The 16,203-nt window shown below is 63.6% G+C and carries 16 protein-coding genes and 4 pseudogenes; 9 read left to right on the forward strand and 11 right to left on the reverse strand.

The annotated features are described in order from the left end of the window. From A9W96_RS27455 to A9W96_RS27465, 3 genes and pseudogenes are all read right to left on the reverse strand, one after another. Nucleotides 1-370 (reverse strand): annotated as a pseudogene (locus A9W96_RS27455) (hypothetical protein); the annotation flags it as partial. Continuing rightward, nucleotides 367-834, reverse strand: a complete 468-nt coding sequence (locus tag A9W96_RS27460) for a hypothetical protein (RefSeq protein ID WP_067144413.1) — start codon at nt 832-834, stop codon at nt 367-369. The gene A9W96_RS27460 and the pseudogene A9W96_RS27455, both read right to left, overlap by 4 nt. A gap of 59 nt (nt 835-893) precedes the next feature. After that, nucleotides 894-1,535, reverse strand: a complete 642-nt coding sequence (locus tag A9W96_RS27465; RefSeq protein ID WP_067144414.1) for a hypothetical protein — start codon at nt 1,533-1,535, stop codon at nt 894-896. 226 nt (nt 1,536-1,761) lie between these two features. Here A9W96_RS27465 and A9W96_RS27470 point away from each other — a divergent pair, with 226 nt between their 5' ends. The 6 genes from A9W96_RS27470 (at nt 1,762) to A9W96_RS27495 (ending at nt 7,423) form a co-directional block, all read left to right on the forward strand. Then, on the forward strand, nt 1,762-2,649 hold the full coding sequence (locus A9W96_RS27470) for a hypothetical protein (RefSeq protein ID WP_067144415.1): 888 nt from the start codon (nt 1,762-1,764) through the stop codon (nt 2,647-2,649). Then, entirely contained in the window at nt 2,649-3,068 is a 420-nt protein-coding gene (locus tag A9W96_RS27475) for a hypothetical protein (RefSeq protein WP_067144416.1), read from the forward strand. The genes A9W96_RS27470 and A9W96_RS27475 overlap by 1 nt, the downstream gene beginning before the upstream one ends. Next, nucleotides 3,065-3,904, forward strand: a complete 840-nt coding sequence (locus A9W96_RS27480; RefSeq protein ID WP_067144417.1) for a phosphoadenosine phosphosulfate reductase family protein — start codon at nt 3,065-3,067, stop codon at nt 3,902-3,904. Before A9W96_RS27475 ends, A9W96_RS27480 begins: the two co-directional genes overlap by 4 nt. Nucleotides 3,905-4,773: 869 nt before the next feature. Further along, complete coding sequence (locus tag A9W96_RS27490; RefSeq protein WP_067144419.1) at nt 4,774-5,838, forward strand: IS110 family transposase; 1,065 nt, start codon at nt 4,774-4,776, stop codon at nt 5,836-5,838. A 143-nt stretch (nt 5,839-5,981) separates the two neighbouring features. Then, nucleotides 5,982-6,341, forward strand: coding sequence for a class I SAM-dependent methyltransferase (locus A9W96_RS31010; RefSeq protein ID WP_082972659.1), 360 nt, complete (start codon nt 5,982-5,984; stop codon nt 6,339-6,341). Between the two features lie 263 nt (nt 6,342-6,604). After that, a complete protein-coding gene (locus A9W96_RS27495) occupies nt 6,605-7,423 on the forward strand; it encodes an alpha/beta fold hydrolase (RefSeq protein ID WP_255363009.1) in 819 nt (272 codons plus the stop codon). Nucleotides 7,424-7,445: 22 nt separating this feature from the next. Here the strand turns inward: A9W96_RS27495 and A9W96_RS27500 are convergent. Next, nucleotides 7,446-7,701 (reverse strand): annotated as a pseudogene (locus A9W96_RS27500) (ATP-binding protein); the annotation flags it as partial. Nucleotides 7,702-7,865: 164 nt separating this feature from the next. Between A9W96_RS27500 and A9W96_RS27505 the strand changes: the two are divergent. Continuing rightward, nucleotides 7,866-8,921 (forward strand): hypothetical protein, encoded by a 1,056-nt coding sequence (locus A9W96_RS27505; RefSeq protein ID WP_156765444.1) that lies wholly within the window; start codon nt 7,866-7,868, stop codon nt 8,919-8,921. A gap of 127 nt (nt 8,922-9,048) precedes the next feature. Here the strand turns inward: A9W96_RS27505 and A9W96_RS31015 are convergent. Next, nucleotides 9,049-9,258, reverse strand: a pseudogene (locus A9W96_RS31015) (helix-turn-helix domain-containing protein); the annotation flags it as partial. Between the two features lie 42 nt (nt 9,259-9,300). On the opposite strand from A9W96_RS31015, the gene A9W96_RS31020 reads away from it, so the two are divergent. Beyond that, complete coding sequence (locus A9W96_RS31020) at nt 9,301-9,705, forward strand: DUF4333 domain-containing protein (protein ID WP_197499681.1); 405 nt, start codon at nt 9,301-9,303, stop codon at nt 9,703-9,705. Nucleotides 9,706-9,727: 22 nt separating this feature from the next. On the opposite strand, the gene A9W96_RS27515 is transcribed toward A9W96_RS31020, so the two are convergent. From A9W96_RS27515 to A9W96_RS31025, 4 genes and pseudogenes are all read right to left on the reverse strand, one after another. Further along, nucleotides 9,728-10,246, reverse strand: coding sequence for a hypothetical protein (locus A9W96_RS27515; protein ID WP_067144422.1), 519 nt, complete (start codon nt 10,244-10,246; stop codon nt 9,728-9,730). A 244-nt stretch (nt 10,247-10,490) separates the two neighbouring features. Then, nucleotides 10,491-11,267 (reverse strand): CTP synthase, encoded by a 777-nt coding sequence (locus A9W96_RS27520; RefSeq protein ID WP_082972662.1) that lies wholly within the window; start codon nt 11,265-11,267, stop codon nt 10,491-10,493. 122 nt (nt 11,268-11,389) lie between these two features. Further along, a pseudogene (locus A9W96_RS27525) lies at nt 11,390-11,968 on the reverse strand (AarF/UbiB family protein); the annotation flags it as partial. A gap of 104 nt (nt 11,969-12,072) precedes the next feature. Next, nucleotides 12,073-12,513: a nitroreductase family deazaflavin-dependent oxidoreductase gene (locus A9W96_RS31025; protein WP_082972663.1), complete on the reverse strand. Its 441-nt coding sequence runs from the start codon at nt 12,511-12,513 to the stop codon at nt 12,073-12,075. A 133-nt stretch (nt 12,514-12,646) separates the two neighbouring features. Here A9W96_RS31025 and A9W96_RS31880 point away from each other — a divergent pair, with 133 nt between their 5' ends. Further along, a complete protein-coding gene (locus tag A9W96_RS31880; RefSeq protein ID WP_156765445.1) occupies nt 12,647-13,333 on the forward strand; it encodes a hypothetical protein in 687 nt (228 codons plus the stop codon). A gap of 162 nt (nt 13,334-13,495) precedes the next feature. Here the strand turns inward: A9W96_RS31880 and A9W96_RS27530 are convergent, their stop codons facing one another. Together A9W96_RS27530 and A9W96_RS27535 are read right to left on the reverse strand one after the other, a co-directional pair. Next, entirely contained in the window at nt 13,496-14,719 is a 1,224-nt protein-coding gene (locus A9W96_RS27530; RefSeq protein WP_067144423.1) for a cytochrome P450, read from the reverse strand. Continuing rightward, a complete protein-coding gene (locus A9W96_RS27535) occupies nt 14,706-15,917 on the reverse strand; it encodes an ABC1 kinase family protein (protein ID WP_369830880.1) in 1,212 nt (403 codons plus the stop codon). The genes A9W96_RS27530 and A9W96_RS27535 overlap by 14 nt, the downstream gene beginning before the upstream one ends. Between the last annotated feature and the right edge of the window lie 286 nt (nt 15,918-16,203).

Genomic DNA, 16,203 nt, shown 5'->3' on the forward strand with positions numbered 1-16,203 from the left:
CTGCCCCACCGAATACCGCGATCTGGGGCAGTAGAGCTTTGAGGCGGCGTTCTTGCTCGTCGGTAAGGGGCCGCGCAGATTTGGCCAGCCGGCCGCCGTTGGTGAGTAGGTGTGCTGCCGGGATGGGCAGTGCGGTGTCTTCGTAGTCGAGCACGGCGGCGGTCAGTGACTCTCCGATGCGCCGCAAGATGCCGCGGAAACCGCTGCCCGACACGATCGGGACAAGTGTCACTTCACCGGTGGGGGTGATGATCTTTTCTCGGCGGAATAAGGCGAAATTGTCGGTGCCGATGGCGCTGTAGTCCTCGCGGTGCACGATCGAGGATCGGGCCAAGACGTCGATGTCGAAGTGAACGCTGATCAAGCTCACCCGCGGGCCGCTTTCCGTTGTTCGGCAACAGCTTCGGCGATGATGCGCACCCGCAGCAGCAGTGCCGGCAGACTGTCACGTAGCACTGCGATGACGGGTAGCGGCGGTTGGCGTAGCAGCATGGCTAGCTCGATGCGTCGATCCCGCTGCCGCGGCGCGCAGACCTCGAGCTGTATGGACACATCAGACCACCAGCGATCCAGGGTGTCGGCGCGGTAGGCGGCACGGCGAACTCGACCGGGCAGCAACTCGTCCCAGTAGGCTTTGCGGTATCGCGGGTCGGCGAGCCAGCTTCTCTCCCAGTCGATGCTGTAGTGCAGTAGCAGCAGCAGCCGTTCAGCGGTGTCGGCGGGACTGGGCCCGGCGGGTTCTTTCGTGTCGGCGTCCGGACTGGGGTCGTCGAAGGGTGGCAGTTCGGGCACCAGCGCACGCCACGCCTGGGTGGGGGTAGGAGCCGCCGTCATGGGTGAAGCGTAAAGGGCCAGGCTGTCACCAGGTGGTGATCGCTCGGCGCGCGCGGGGGCTAAGGCGTCGGCGCGGTGGTGAGGGCACGAGCTGCTGCCCACATTGGCGGGACGGTGCGCCACGTCTGCAGCGCCGTCCAGGCAGCCAGGAGGCGCCGCCACTGCGTGGCCGGCTGAGCAGCCAGTAACCGCGAGGGAGGCGCCGAGCGGCTCAGCTGGACCCAGGTCGCGCCCACGGTGGTACGCAACCAGATCAGTTCGGTCAGCCGGGTCGCCGCGACGGCATCCCAGGGCACGACGAGACCATCGGTGGCCAGATGTCCCCATTGGGCGGTCGGCAGGATGTGGCGGCGTCGAGCGGTCGGCAGGATCGCGGCTTGAGAGCTCGATAAGGCGCCACCAGCGAGCGCGTCAGCCAATGCGGCACCGGTGGAAAACTCCGTCACGGTCGTCGCAGTGACCAGTAAAGCCAGTTGTGTGGTGGGAGGGGCGCTGTAGGCCCAGGCGCACGGCACACAGAGCCGGCGCGATCCGAACGGCCAGGCGTCGAAACCGGTGAACTTCTCAGAAATGATGCGCGAGCTCAGCACGGTCGGCCCCTCCTCGCCGCAGCGGCCGCAGCGACCATCTACCGGCGAAGGTGCGTCCACGTCGGGCCGTCCAGCAGAAAGCCATGCTGCGGCGGCGGGATCAGAAAGCATGCTGGAAGCCACGATACGGGCGAAACGGTTGATATCCTGATTGACACGAAACGCACACAGGGGTCGGGTGAGGGTTTCACCTGAGGCGGCTCCGGAAGGCTGATACTTTCAGTCCCTCCGGGGCCGCCTCCCTCTTTTCGGTCTGGCGCGCGCAGCAATCCCGCTCGGTGTCCAGGTTGGCCCATACACTGCGGTTGATCGTCGAGCTAGGGAAGTTTGAGAACGCGTGGGTGCCAAGACCGCCAGACCGAACCGGGAACAACCCGTCGTCATGGATGTCGAAGGCGGCCCGATCTCCGCGCGCGACGTGAAGGCCGCCCGCGAGGTGGCCGAGGACGCGATGACAGAGCGCGCTTTTCAACGCCTGGCAAACCAGATCACCGACGAACTGCGCGACGCGGACACCTCACTGACCCGGGCAGCTCGCGACCGTGATCGCGCCACGCCTCGAGATAGGAGCCATATCGAGTCCGGGCGCCTGCGCGGCGAGCTACCGGCCCGCGAGGAGTTCCGGGAAAGGCTGAGCGGTCGCCAGCGCAAGATCCGCTCGGCGGTCAAGAACCAGGTGATGGCCGCGGCGCCGGCGTCACAGCACGCCGCGGTCGCGAGCATGCTGACCAGCGAAGACCCCACTGAGTGGCGGCGCATCAACGAGAAGCTGCACCACTCGGCGGGTGACGCCCAACAACTGTCGGACACCGATCGGGCGAAGGTGCAGCGCCTCGACAGGGCGATCCAGGCGTATGAACGCCTCAACGACCGCACCCACCGCGTCTACGTTGCGGTGAAGCTGCCCGATAACCGTGGCGACATCACCAAGCCCTCCGACCTGCCGGCTAACCTGCGGCCCGGTGCGAGCATCGCGTTCGACCAGTTCACCCTCACTCGACACAACTTGCATGAGACGCCGGGCCACGACAGCTCCCGGCATGTGGTGTTCGAGGTTGTGACGAGCCGTGGGATGTATTTGGGTCGCTCCGACAGCGTGGAAGACACCACCCACATCCTCCCGAGAGGAATGCAGTTCGACGTAGCATCCGCCGAACACGTCGCCTATGCAACCCGATCCGGAGGCTTCAACGAACGCGTCGTCTTGCAACTGAGGGAGCGGTGATGACCCCCACGGAATGGATCGTGCATCCCAACAGATCCGAGATTGGATCCGACGAGCCCGGCCGCAACGGTCATTACCGCTCGCTCACCCGGCCGCGGAAACCGGCCATCGAACCGTGTCTGGCCCGAGTGAGGTTGCCGCGCAGACTGTCCGATGTCGCCGACGCTGATGGCACCATCACCTTCGGCGGCAACGACTGGTGGTTCGTCGTCGGCGCGGCCCGCAGCTTTGCCCGCACCCACGTCGACTCAAACGTGCCGCCGCCGTTTGGATTCAAGCGCAACGGACAGTGGTGGTGGTGGGACGACACCACTAGCGAGGAATCGATCCTGGAGGGCCCAGAGGGCATCGACTACGTTCGCGAATACCTCGCTCGGCTGTTCCCCAGGTGCACCGTCACCGTCAGCGACGCACGATGACCACGACGCCGGCCGGACTAGACCTGCACACGCTGCGCGGCATCGCCGCCCGCCGGCGCGGCACCCAGGGCCACCAGCATCTGCTTGACCGCATCGCCGAACACCTCGACGAGCACGACGGATTCGTATCCTGGAGTGGCGGTAAGGATTCCACCGTCGTAGTCGATCTCGCTCGGCAGGTCGACCCGCACATCCCAGTGGTGTTCTTCGACAGCGGGCTGCAGTTCCCCGAGACGCTGCGCTATCTCGAGGACCTAGCGCAGGCATGGCAGCTGAACTACCACGTGATCACCGCTGACCCAGATTTGCTGACAGTGCTCATCGCCGGCGGCGGTTTCGACCATCACGCAGTCGATCGCCGGTTGCGCGGACAGCTTGCCGACATCATGATCACAGGGCCCGCCGCCGAGGCGCACCGCCGCTACGGCCGCGGATCGCTGTGGGGAGTGCGCGCTGAGGAGTCCCACGGCCGACGGATGCTATACCGGCGCGGTCTGGGCGCCGAAACACGGGCGCGACAGCACAGTTCGCGGTCAGATGTGCGCGCGCAAGTCGGCGGAGTGGTGCGACGAGCGGACGGCACCATTACCTATGGCCCGATCTGGGACTGGCAACGCTCGCGGGTCTTCGAGTACCTGGCCGGCCGCGGCATCGAGCCCAATCCGCTCTACCGCAGGCTTGCCGAACTGGGAGTCCCCGAACAACAGATCCGCGTCGACTCGATCATCGACGCCTCCAAACTGTCCAACGGACACATCGCTTGGCTGCAGAAAGGCTGGCCAGATCTGTATGACCGGCTCAGCCGCGCCCTGCCGCGGCTGGCTGAATGGACGTGAAATCCGCAGTCGGACAATGGTGCTGACCAAAAGGAGCACAGTGGAGATTGGGTTGATGAGCTTAGCGTTCCTGATTCCGCTAGGGGTCTATATCCTGATGCGGCCACGACGGTCCGACCGGCTCGCGCAAGTCAGGGCGGGAATTGCACTTTTCGCCACTGCGATTACCTGGGCAGGCTGTGTGTCCCAGTACCGGGAGGGCGGGACACCCGTCCTCATGGCCATCCTCGGCGCAGTTTTCGCCGGAATTGCTGTGCGGCTCTTGATCAAGAACCGCACACGAATCCCTTCTGACGGCCATGTCGTCGATCCGGGTGGTCGATAACCGTGCGCGGGCTTTAGTCAGAGGAGGACGTCAGCTCCAGTCGCTGTGGCCGGCGGCCTCGTGCCCGGTTCCTAACGCCGTACCCCCCAAGGCAGGCCGTTACACCATCCGAGCAATCGCGCGCCAACTCGACAACCCGCACCTGTACATCGGCGCCCAAACACCGAATCCCTGCCCGGATAGCCTCTCGCTGGCATCAGCCAGTGATCGATGAAGCGCCGGCCGGTGTGCGGGCGAAATCGCACAGGTGGCTTCCAGTGTCGCCGTAACGGCGATACGCTGAACAGGTCTGTATCGCCGAGATGCGGGCTGATTCATTGATTGCCGGCCTACGGGCCGTGCTCGGGACGAGACTGTTGCTAATTCTCGGTGAAGTTGGGCGTGATGACCGGTCAGTTGAGCGGCCATCGTGTCCCGCGCACCCCGGGGTTTGGCTTTTCGTTGTCATGCCGACTCGCGCGCACCATACAAGCATGCCGACCCCGGGAGCCGGCGCGGACACGAGACCCCCACATCGTAAACACCAGACCGAGGGATCGCCGCCATGACCGTGATCGGAGTCGACGTCCACAAAGCTACTCACACGATGGTCGGCGTCGACGTCGCCGGACGAAAGCTCGCCGAGGTAACCGTGAAAGCAACCAGTGAGGGACATCTCAAGGCGCTCGCATGGGCCCGCCACGAGTTCGGTCCCGACGTTGTGTGGGGCATCGAGGATTGCCGCTCCCTGTCGCTGCGACTCGAACGAGATCTGCTCGACGCCGGTCAACGCGTGGTACGGGTACCCCCGCGGCTGATGGCCCGGGCCCGCGCTTCGGGCCGCGCTTGGGGAAAGTCGGACCCCATCGACGCGTTGTCGGTCGCGCGGGCAGTATTACGGGAACCGGGGTTACCGGTCGCCAGCCATGACCCGGTCTCGCGTGAGCTCAAGCTGTTGGTGGATCGCCACGACGATCTGGTGTCGCACCGCAGTGCATTGAGCAATCGATTGTTGTGGCGGATCCATGAACTCGATCCGCGCCAGACCCCCAGACCGGGATCGCTGAGCAAAGATAAATATCAAGAGGCTGTACGCAGTTGGCTTGAGACACGAGATGGTTTGGTGGCCGAGCTTGCCCGCGACGAACTGGCCGAAGTCATCGCTATCACAGGCGAAATCCGAGCACTCGAACGGCGCATCGCCGCGCGGGCGCGCGAGTACGCCCCGTCCTTAATGACCCTGTACGGGTGCGGGGCACTAACCGCAGCCAAACTTGTCGGTGAGACCGCCGGCGTGTCTCGGTTCCGCAGCGAAGCCGCGTTCGCTCGCCACGCAGGAGTAGCGCCCGTACCGCATTCGTCAGGTCGGAAAACGGTGCAAATCAAGCCGGGCCCGTCGGGCAATCGGAAGATCAACGCCGCCCTGTATCGCATCGCCATGACGCAGATCCGCCGTGGAGGGCCCGGTGATGCCTACTACCGTGCGCGCCGCGAAAGCGGTGACACCCATGCCCAAGCGCTTCGCCGCGTCGAACGCCGCATCGTCCGGCGCGTCTACAGGCACCTTCAAAACGACCAAATGCAGTGTGTGGAACCGCTTCCCGAGCACCGGCCAGCGCAGCCGGCGTAGGTAGCCGCCGTCGCGGTCCAGTCCAGTTGGTGCACGATCGTTCCAGGCGTGCAGCCCGCCGGACGTGGTCCGAACTCCCCGGTGATCAGCAGGAGATGGACGGGCCACCTTTCATTGGGCAGTAGGGAAGACAGCTCACCGACGTGGTCGAGACGGCGAAGGTGAGCAGCAGCGCAAACAGGATTCGTTTCCCCGTCTTCATAAGCTCAGCAGTTTACGCCCGGCCGGGGATCCCCGGTGGCGGCTTCCGCCGATGTGACGTGCCTAAGGTTCTCACCTTTAAAGCCGGCGTTCTGCTCGAACACGGCATGAAACCCGCTGCGGCCATCACCCACATCCCAATTGATCTACGCGATGACTGGCCCGGCGCCCTCGTGGCGGCGAGCTTTGATCCCACCGCACCTATCGCCTGGCTCGCCGAAGGACTAGTGCCGTTTCTTCCCGCCGATGCCCAAGACTCGCTGCTCGCACATATTACCCAGTTATCCTGTCCTGCAAGATGATTCGCGGGGTGAATACCTCGCCTCCCGAGCGTGTCAACGGCCAATTGGAACTCCGCGCCGACGGACGCGAGTTCTCCGGATGCGCGGACAGGGTGGCTCCGGATTGACGGACACGACGGCGCGGATCGGTGGCGGGTTGGTGCGGAGTTCTGCTGCTGCAGCGTGACCATGCTTAGCTGAAAAGCGTGGAAGCACCTGCACGGGTCGGCGTGTTCCCCGACGCGCGCGCCAAAGAACGCTATTTCGCCGTATACGAGATGGCGATGGCGGCTGGCCCGGAACCCGTCGAAACCTGCTATATAGAAACCCGATTCGGTGTGACCAGGGTGTATCGACACGGGCCCGAAGGTGGGGCGCCGATCGTGTTGGTTCATGCGTTCTGGGCTACGGCGGCGATGTGGGCGCCCAACGTCGGCGCACTTTCGGCCCGCCACCCGGTGTACTGCCTCGATGTTCTCGGTCAACCCGGTGCCAGCGTGCAGACCACGCCGCTGCGTACACCGCAAGACTGCGCGGATTGGCTCGATGATCTCCTGGCCGCACGCGAGCTGGGCAACGTCCATCTGGTCGGCTGCTCATATGGTGGCTGGCTGGCCTTGAACCAGGCCATCCATGCGCCTGAGCGGCTCGCGACGATCACCCTCATCGAGCCGGCGAACGTATTCGCCCGGTCCAGTGTCAAGTTCAAGCCCACCGTGCTGGCCCTGCTGCCCGTGGCACCGCGGCAGCTGACGCGCCGCGCCATGGCCTGGGCGTTCGGCAACCCTGCGATCGGTGACCCGATGCATCCGATCGTCGAGCTGATTGTGGCCGGCGCTCATGACTTCCGCGCGCTGGGAACCAGCCCCGCACCGCGCTACCCGAACGACTCGGAACTGGCCGCCCTGCGCATCCCGACGCTTGTCCTTCTCGGCGGACGCAGCGTCTACCATGACGCCGCCGCTGCGGCGGCTCGCGCGCGTCGGCTTCTGCCGGCAGGGCAGGTCGAACTCTGGCCGACCGCGTCGCACGCTGTGGCAGCCGAGTACGCCGACGAGGTGAACAGTCGCATCCTCAGCTTCGCTCAGAACCTCGGCCGTTGAGGTCTGGGCATCGGCCGGTTCGTCAGGTAAGGGGTTGGACTCCTTTTCCGGCGAGCGCTTCAGCGAGCCGGTGCGAATCGCCTTTCGTGGCAACCAGGGTGCGCGTGATGCAAGAGCCGATCCACCGTCGCGGTGGCCAATGTTTTGGGCATGATCGAATCGAACCCGCTGGGGTGAAGGTTGGAAGTGACCGCGACACTGCGTCTTTCGTACGCGCTATCGACAACCCGGTAAAACGCTTCGGCGGCGTCCTGCCCGGCGGGCAACATGCCGATGTCTTAGTCAACAGGGTTCCTTGGAGGTGCTGGTCGGCCCGAAACGGCTAATGACACACCTCCCTCCCGCCTGCTGATCGCCTTTGAGGGCGCCGGGTTCGCTCGTGCGGCGTTGACCATGTGCGCGTTCTCGCGTGGTCCGTCTCGGCGTGCGGGAGGATGGGGGTGTGGTGAAGAAGAAAGGTCGCGATCTGCGGACCAAGCGGCACATCAAGGTTGATGATGCGGCCGCGGTGATCGCCGCGTTCCAGTGGTGGGCGAACCGACCGCCAGCACGCAACCCCGCCACGCAGTGGGCTCAAGACGTGGCCGGGATGATCTTCGAGAAGTGGTCCGACAGTCCTGTGGTGTTGCGCGTCGACGACGAGTTCGCTGGCGCGTTGATCAACGCGAAGACCGATGTGGAGCTCGTCCCGGACTGGTTGACACGGTTCCCGTTCGACGCCGTCGCTTACAGCCTTGCCACCCCGCTGTCACTGCACGACGGGCGCCGCATGTGTCACTACCTCGGAATGGTCGTGGCCGGCACGGTCAGTCAGTACCGGAACTTGACAGGTTCGGGACCGACGCCTGCGATGGGCAACATGAAGCTTCGAGGCGCCGACGGGCGTGGCGTATTAACGGGTTACGCGAAAATACCTGCAGCGCAGGGTGTCCGGTGCATGTGGGTGTATAAGGAGGAGGGCGACCCGACCCCGCAAGTCCAGAGCGTGACTTTCCCGCTCCGCGGCGACCTTGCAGCAGCGACGACGCTGGCCGATCTGGTCAGGGTGCAGATTCAAGGTGCGCACGAGGCTGGGAACTCCAATGGCGAGGAGTTGCCGGTCCTCATCCCGTTGTCGTTGTCGCTGTTGTTGTACTCCGCGGCGGGTGATCCCGAAATCGACTGGCCTCCCGCTGAGCAGATTTCTCGACCGCAGCAGATCCGCCGCGCCGAAATCGGCAATCTGGGATGGCGGACCGGCGCAGCGCTGCGACAGTACCGTCGGCAAGCGGGCGAGCGCACAGGAGATGTGGGCATTGCTGGATGGAGGCTCCCGCCTCATATCCGGATCGCCCATTGGCATCGAGTCCGCGTAGCCGAACGAGATGAGAGCGGCAACGTGACCGGAAACCGCCTTGGCGCCGAAGGCATCGATTGGCACTACGAACTGCGCTGGTACCCACCGACGCCGGTGAATGCCGACGGTGGCATCGCCCCTGCAGTTCGAGACTTGAACTAGGGCGATCTTGCTCGCCTATAAAAGACGCGAATTTGAGATAAACCGTAGATGACAGCACGTGAGACTACTCGCATCGCCGCAGCTCAGGGGAGCGCGATAGGACACGAAAAGCGAGAACCTACACTCCTCACCGGGCGCGATGAGCGAGTTTGTCCGGGGCGAGGACGCTAAGCATCCGGCCTTGTTGGCGGATCCAGCCACGCTGACTAAAATCTGAAAGCGCCTTATTGACCGTCTCGCGGGACGGACCGACGAGTTGAGCGAGTTCCTCCTGCGTGAGATCGAGGTCGACACTAAGCGTCTTCCCGCTGTTGGTTCCGAATCGGCTGGCCAGTTCGTGGGGACCATCTCACCCACTGCGGAGTGAACCATCTACCCCGTGACCAACGCAGAAAGGACCCGACTGGTGTCACCAACATCCGGCACGGCGCTAGTAGGCACGCTGGCCATTTCGACGCTGCTGCTTAGCGGCTGCCACCTCACCGTCGGCACGCCCACCACCACGTCATCGAGTACGACGACGTCGGCGGGCGCGCAAGGCGCAGTGCCCCTGAACGACCTCCAGCAGATCACCGCTCAGCAGGTCCGTGAAAAATCGGGCGGCGGCCCCGTCGTCATCACCTGCCCTCGGGATCTGCCGATCCAGTTGGGTGCCAGCGAGCAATGCATTCTCGTCCAGGACGGGAAACAATTCGAGATCACGATCAGGATCACCAAAGCGACTTCGCCCAACGATGCCAGCTGGGACTGGCAGGTCGGCAAGCAGCTCTCGCCGCCTAGTTAGACATCCGGGGCGTGAGGCAGCTTTAGAAATGGACACCGGCGAGTTTAGCGATGAGCAGCACCAGGCCGTAGATCGCAAAGAAGACCGGGGTCGCTAGGGCCATGATGAGCGATAACAACAGCGAAAAGGGAAGGCGCTCTTTGAGACCCAGTTGCCGGGCCGTCAGGCGGATCAAGTCTCGACCTTCTCGCGAGTTGAACTTGTAGTCGACCACCGGCTCGATGCGCCCACGGTCCGACAGGGCCCAGATTTGTTCCCGGGACAACGAAAAGATCCGTCCCCCTTGTGCCTGCATCGAGGCGCCGAGTGCGGGAACTCCGGCCCGCCACTGCATTTCGACCTGCCGATCGAAGATCGTGAAATGCGATCCGCGCTCTTTGACCCGCCAGCGAAAGGTCTTTCGCAATCCGGCCCGGTTGTACAGGCCCCACCATTGGGCGTTGGCGATGTCGAGTTGGACGTCGAAGCCCTTTTTGGTATCGACCACCGTGTACGGAGTGCCCTGCGCCGCGGCGGCGACGGCATCCCTGAACTCACTCACCGCGCCCGCATTTCTGGACGCCGAGCTATTGTGCGCCCGATGATCTCGCCGGCAGGCCTGCGTGGCGTCGACTCGCTAAAACATTCGCCTAGCCTATCCCGCACCTCCAATGTGACGGCCTGCTGGTGGCGCCTACACCGTCGACTGTGGTTGATGGTGCTGAAGGTGTGGCTCGTTGCCTGACTGATCATCGGCGTGGTCATCCTTTGGCGGTCGCCCCCTTTTAACTCGAGCAGCTGTTTGGTCAGATCTTGTCCTGGATCGATCCCGGGCCAGATCTCGGCGCCGATCTCTCTTGGTTGTTGCCGGCGTTCAATGACTTGCGATTAGCGGCCGCAGACAACAGGTCCGTCACGAGCGGATGCGGTTCTTCGATAGTCGAGCGATTCTGCGGCACGAACAACGTCGCCATGTAGAAGGGATGGCTGGGCAGCTCGAAGACGCGGGCCTCGTCGTCATCGTCGGTCCCGGTGACGATTAATCCGCCTTCTTCGAGCTGCTGCCGGTAAGCCGCGTTGAGGCCGAAGTTGCAGTAGTACTGTTCGGTAATCCGGCTTGTTCCACAGCATCGGGCGGCCAAAGATCCCGGTCGCAGGTTGACCTGCATGGTTTGCCCGGCCAAAGAGCACGTCAGCGACGAGATGAATAGCAGCGAGCCGTACGGATCGTATTCGGCGTGCTGGGCATCCTGGAAACCCAGGACGTTTCGGGCGTATTCGAGAATGATGTGTTGGCATCCGCCGCATGTGCCTAGGGTCGGCACGTCGTTTTCGCGCCCAAAGCGCAGTGCGGCAATCGCCCCGAGCAGGCTCCGGTAGGGGCTACCTGGTGCGCACCACAATGCGTCTGCGGTCGCGACCGACGCAACACCGGATGCCAGTGGTTCCGTCGCCAGCCAACTTACCGAGACCTCCAGTCCAAGCGCATCCGCGGAATGGGCTATCGCCGCATTGGTGGCCAAGTGCGGGGCATACGAGTCATCGAAATCGCCAATGACGGCAACTCTTAGCGGATCTGTCACTATGGTGCACACCGTAGCGGGGCAAGAACCATCGGCCCACTGATTTCCAACCGGCCGGTGCCCAAGCAGGTGCTGTGTCTCGTTGTAGAAAACGAGACAGTAGATCGGCGACCAGTCCCGCGGTCCATCACCCCAGGCCGGGCGCGAGGCGCGAGTTGCTGAACCACCGACACCAGGCGCTTCAGGGTCTTGAGGTCAGCGCGTAGCGCCTCGTCGGCGCCGGGGTACTGAATCTTGACTGCGACCTCACGCCCGTCGGACCAGATCGCCTTGTGCACCTGGCCGATACTGGCCGCCGCGACGGGCTCGTCGTCGAACGAGACGAACCGGTCGCGCCACGTGGTGCCAAGCTGCGCGTCGAGCACGCGATGGAGCTTGGCCGCCGGCAGTGGGGGAGCGTTCGTCTGCAACTTGGTCAATACTTCGCGGTAGGGCTCGGTGTAGCGCTCGGGCACGGCAGCCTCGATTACGGGCAAGGCCTGGCCAACTTTCATGGCGCCGCCCTTGAGGTCGCCCAGCACCGTAAATAACAGCTGCGCAGCTTTTCCGCCAATTGGGCCTTGACTTCATCCCTGGAGGTGCCCGTCAGCCGCTTACTCAGCTCGAGCGCTGCGCGGCCCCACAACACCGACCGGCAGACTGGCCAGTTTTGCGTTGCGGGCAACCCGCCCGCGCCGGATGTCAGCCACGCGGCCAGCCATCACAAGGCCGGCCCGGAACTATTGATGCGGCCATCGCTCGTCCATCGGAATTCAGCTTTGGGGCAATGCCGTGGTGAGGGCATCACGAGCGTCCACGTCCACGATCACCGGCGTTCCGCCCTCGAGCCAAGCTTGGTGCAGCTCGATGATCTTGGTGTGGGTTGGTAATCCTGTGCGGTGGAAGTTCCGGTCAGTCGGTCTTGCCGGAAGTGCAGCGCTACTTCAGGGTTTGCACGAATGTTCTTCAGCCACAGGGCATGCTCGCCGGTAATGGAAACAAGGTATACCTTGTCGCACTCGCGGTAGGCGCGGACGAAACTTGCGCGCGGCTCGCCGGACTTGCGACCTGTCGTGATCAAGGCAGCGACATTCTTTGGCATCCACACCGCGAACCACAGTCGGTGTATCGCCCGCAGGGGGCGGGTGAAGCGCCGTTTCTCGCGTATCGACGTGACTGCTCCTGCGCGTGGGAAGCGCTCCAGTTTGTACAGGCCGTCGCGATAGCGGAGTGATTCCGGGACGGTCACAGGCGATTGCCGGTCCATTTGAAGCCCTTACACAAGTCGACCCTTGCGACAATAACACCGTTATCGATTTAGGGAGTAAAGATGCCGAGGCTGCTTTCGAGCGGCAGCGATGCCTATAGATTGTGATGCTGACTTCGCTTATCGTTTCTATATGTGGGAGGGCGCCGGACAAGACCGGCAATGCCTCGCGGCCCTGCCGGACCCGCAGATGATTTGTGGGCCTGGATACCTCGAATGGGCGATACGTGGATCGGCTGGCTCCCAGTCGTTGAAGTGGCACATTGGCGCCACGACGAAGGGCCACCTCTACATCGGCGCTGAACAACTATCCGGCACACTGGCGCTAGGGCTTCACCAGGGTCAATGGTTAGTGGACTTCCACGGCGACTTTGCTCGTCCACGTATCCCGCCAGAGAGACAGCTTTCTATCTGTGACTATTGGTTTGCGCCACCAGACATCGACGGATGGTTTTTGGCCGCAGTGATCATGGTCCAAGGAATCGTGGAACCGATCGATCAGACTGCGACTCAGTGCGGGACAGCAGCCCAAAGCTGGCCTGCACCCTACTGGCCGCAACACTTGTTTGCCCAAGTGCTCGTTGGCCACGCCGATCAACCGCCGCCGACGATGACAGACGCCCTTGGACTCATTGGACAGATAACTCTCGGATCAGGCAGAACCGTACGAGTTTCGGCCGGCATTCGTACCCGCGAGGGCAGTCTTGATCGCTTCATCAGCACACATCAGAGACACCACAGCTCAGTCTCGGGAGCCAAGTTCGCGTGGGGCCACACCGACGACATTCCGATCCTGATCGACCTCGCCGGTATCGGATAATCCGACCGGTGCGCTCGTCCGATGGCTTGCGGGCCGGCACCTACAGTCCACCGTGAGTATCCAGGCCGGCACCCCGCTCACCGCGCGGATCCATGCATTCGCCGGCGGGATCTAGCCCTACTGCTGTGGTGAGCCACTAAATCCCCTGCCCGCCAGTCTGATTCATATGGCCTGCCTGGCCGCTGCGCTCGACGTCGCTGGTGCGGCCATGAAGGCGCAGGGGAGTGTGTGGGGCCCGCGGATGGCGGGGTTGTCACGCCAGGTGGGTTTCCCGCACAGTGTGGGTTGGCGTACCAGAATCTTTTGGAGTGCTATGCCGGTTTCGAGGCGGGCCAATGGCGCCCCCAGGCAGTAGTGGGCGCCGTGGCCGAAGGTCAGTGGTGCTGGTCTGGGCGTTTCGGTGCGGAGTTGGTCGGGGTTGTTGAAGACCGTGGGGTCGCGGTTGGCGGCGGCGAGCACGACGAGGGCGGGTTCGCCGGAGCGGATGGTGACGTCGCCGAAGACGTGGTCCCGGGTGGCGGTGCGCGCGACGGTTTGGACGGGGCTGTCAAGGCGCAGCAGCTCGGTGATCAAGGAATCGTCGACGGTGGTGATGGTGTCGATGGTTCGGGTGCCGTCGGGTTGAGGGGTGAGGAGGCGAACCATTGTCGCGCCGAGCAGGTTTGCGGTGGTTTCGTGACCGGCGATCGCGATGATGATGGCGGTGGTGACGACGTCGTCGAGTTCGAGGTCGGTGTCGGCGGCGATGATGCTGAGCAGGTCATCGCCGGGGTGGCGGCGGCGGTCGGCGGCTAGCGGAAGGAATTCGGTGAGCAGTGCGGCAAGGGCTTCGGTGCCGGTGTCGGTGGCGACGGCATCAGTTGAGTCGGCGAGCATTCGGGTGATGGCGGCAGACTCCTCGCGCAGTAACCGGGCTGCTGCAATGTCAAGTCCCATCCAGGCTGCCGCGACGGCGATCGGTAGGGGTAGGGCGATGTCGGCCATGAAGTCGAACTCGACTTCGGCAGGTATGGAGTCGATCGTGTGTGCGGCGATCGCGGCGATGCCGTCGCGCAGACCCGCGATGAAGTTGCGGGTGAAGAAGTCTCGAACGGCGCCGCGCAGCCGCGAATGCTCGGCGCCCTCGGTGAATAGGATGTTGCGGCGCAGCATGTCTGGATCGGTTGCCCGGAGGGAGGCTGGGGTGTTGGGGTTGGCTAGCGGGTTGCTGGTCCAGCCGGGCCCGGCAAGGCTCTCTCGCGCCGGGTGATAGCCCAGAATCAGCCAGGCCGCGGCGGTGTCATTCCAGACCACATCGCCCTCGCGGCGACACGCCTCATAGAACGGGTAAGGGTCGACCGGATCCCACGGCAGCCGCACCGAGGCTTGGGTCTCAGGGGTGGTCATGGTGGTCCAATGCTCCGGGGAGGCCGCGCTCGCGCACCCATGCGTGGTGCAGCTTGCCCAGTTCGGTGATCGGTTCGGTGACGCCGTCCATGTCGTCATAGATTGCTCGAATCGGCAGCGTTGCGTGCAGACCGGACGCGACGCTGTTAAAGGCAAGAATGATCCGAGTGGTGAAAGCGTGCTCTGGGGGCAGACTCACTTTGGCGCCTGGATGGTTGCGGTCGCGGATATCGAAGAATCCGCTGAGGACCCGCGCGACGGCATCGGGGGTGAACGTCACTGGTTGCGGCATGGTCATTGGATAGTTGGTGTATGAGACCCAGTGCTGCAGTTCATCGGTAGTCAGTGTGGAGTCAGGAGTGATGAATCCCAATTGAATCATCAGGTCGCGGCTTTCGCTGATGCGTCCGTCGATTGCTGCGCGTAGACAGGCCACCCACAACCATCGCTGTTTCTCGGGAATGATTGTGGTGCAGCCGAAATCGAGAAAGCCGACTGTGCTGTCAGGATTGAAGCGATAGTTGCCCGGATGGGGATCGGCGTGCGAGAGGTTAGCGTGTCGGAAGTTGCCATTGGAGAATCGCGCGGTTGTTTCGGCCCAGGAGTTTCTCAGATTCTGGTCGGCCCGTTGTGCCGCTGAGTAATCCATCCCGTCGAGATAGGTCATCGTCAGCACCCGGTCACTGGATGCTTCCGGAATGACCTCGGGGATACGGATGAACGGATGACCGCGATAGAGCGCGCTGAACCTGGTGATGGCAGCGGCCTCGTGGCGATAGTCGACCTCCTCGGCAATCCGGGCGGATGCTTCACGCGCCAGGCTTTTGACGTCAACCTTCATTCCCGACGCCGCGACCAAGAACCTCAGAAACGTGGCGACGAGCTCGGTGTTGGCCAAGTCCTCGCGGATCGCTTCGGCCACACCCGGGTACTGGATTTTCACGACAACGTCGCGGCGATCCGACAGCACGGCCCGGTGTACTTGGCCGACTGACGCCGCGGCCATCGGCTCATCAGAGAATTCGGCGAAATGTTGTACAGCCGAACCTAGTTCTTTCTGCAGCACTTTGTGAACGAGAGTCGGGTGCATTGACGGCGCATCAGCCTGTAGCCGGGCCAGGGCCTTCTGATAGGGCCAGTAACCCCCTGTTCCCATCGCGCGGGCGTCGACCATCGACAGAATTTGGCCGGCTTTCATCAATACGCCCTTGGAGTGGCCGAGTAGTTCGGTGTAGCGCTCGGCGGTGCGTTCGTGAAACCGCTCGACCGCGCCGTCATCTCCGGTTTTCTCCCGTAGCCCCGCGATGAGCCGGCCAGGGGCATGGCGCGGCGGATCCGCCCGCGTGGAACAGGAGTGTCGTCGGGGGGCATGGTGTCCTTGCTGGTGGTGTCCGCCGCGTCACGACGGGCCGGCTCATCGTTGACAAGCGGCCTGAGATGAAGGGCGGAAGCTGGCGAAATGTTAGGGGTGGTCATGGTGGTCC

It is taken from the genome of Mycobacterium sp. 1245852.3, from assembly GCF_001669335.1.
Classification (GTDB): Bacteria; Actinomycetota; Actinomycetes; order Mycobacteriales; family Mycobacteriaceae; genus Mycobacterium; species Mycobacterium europaeum_A.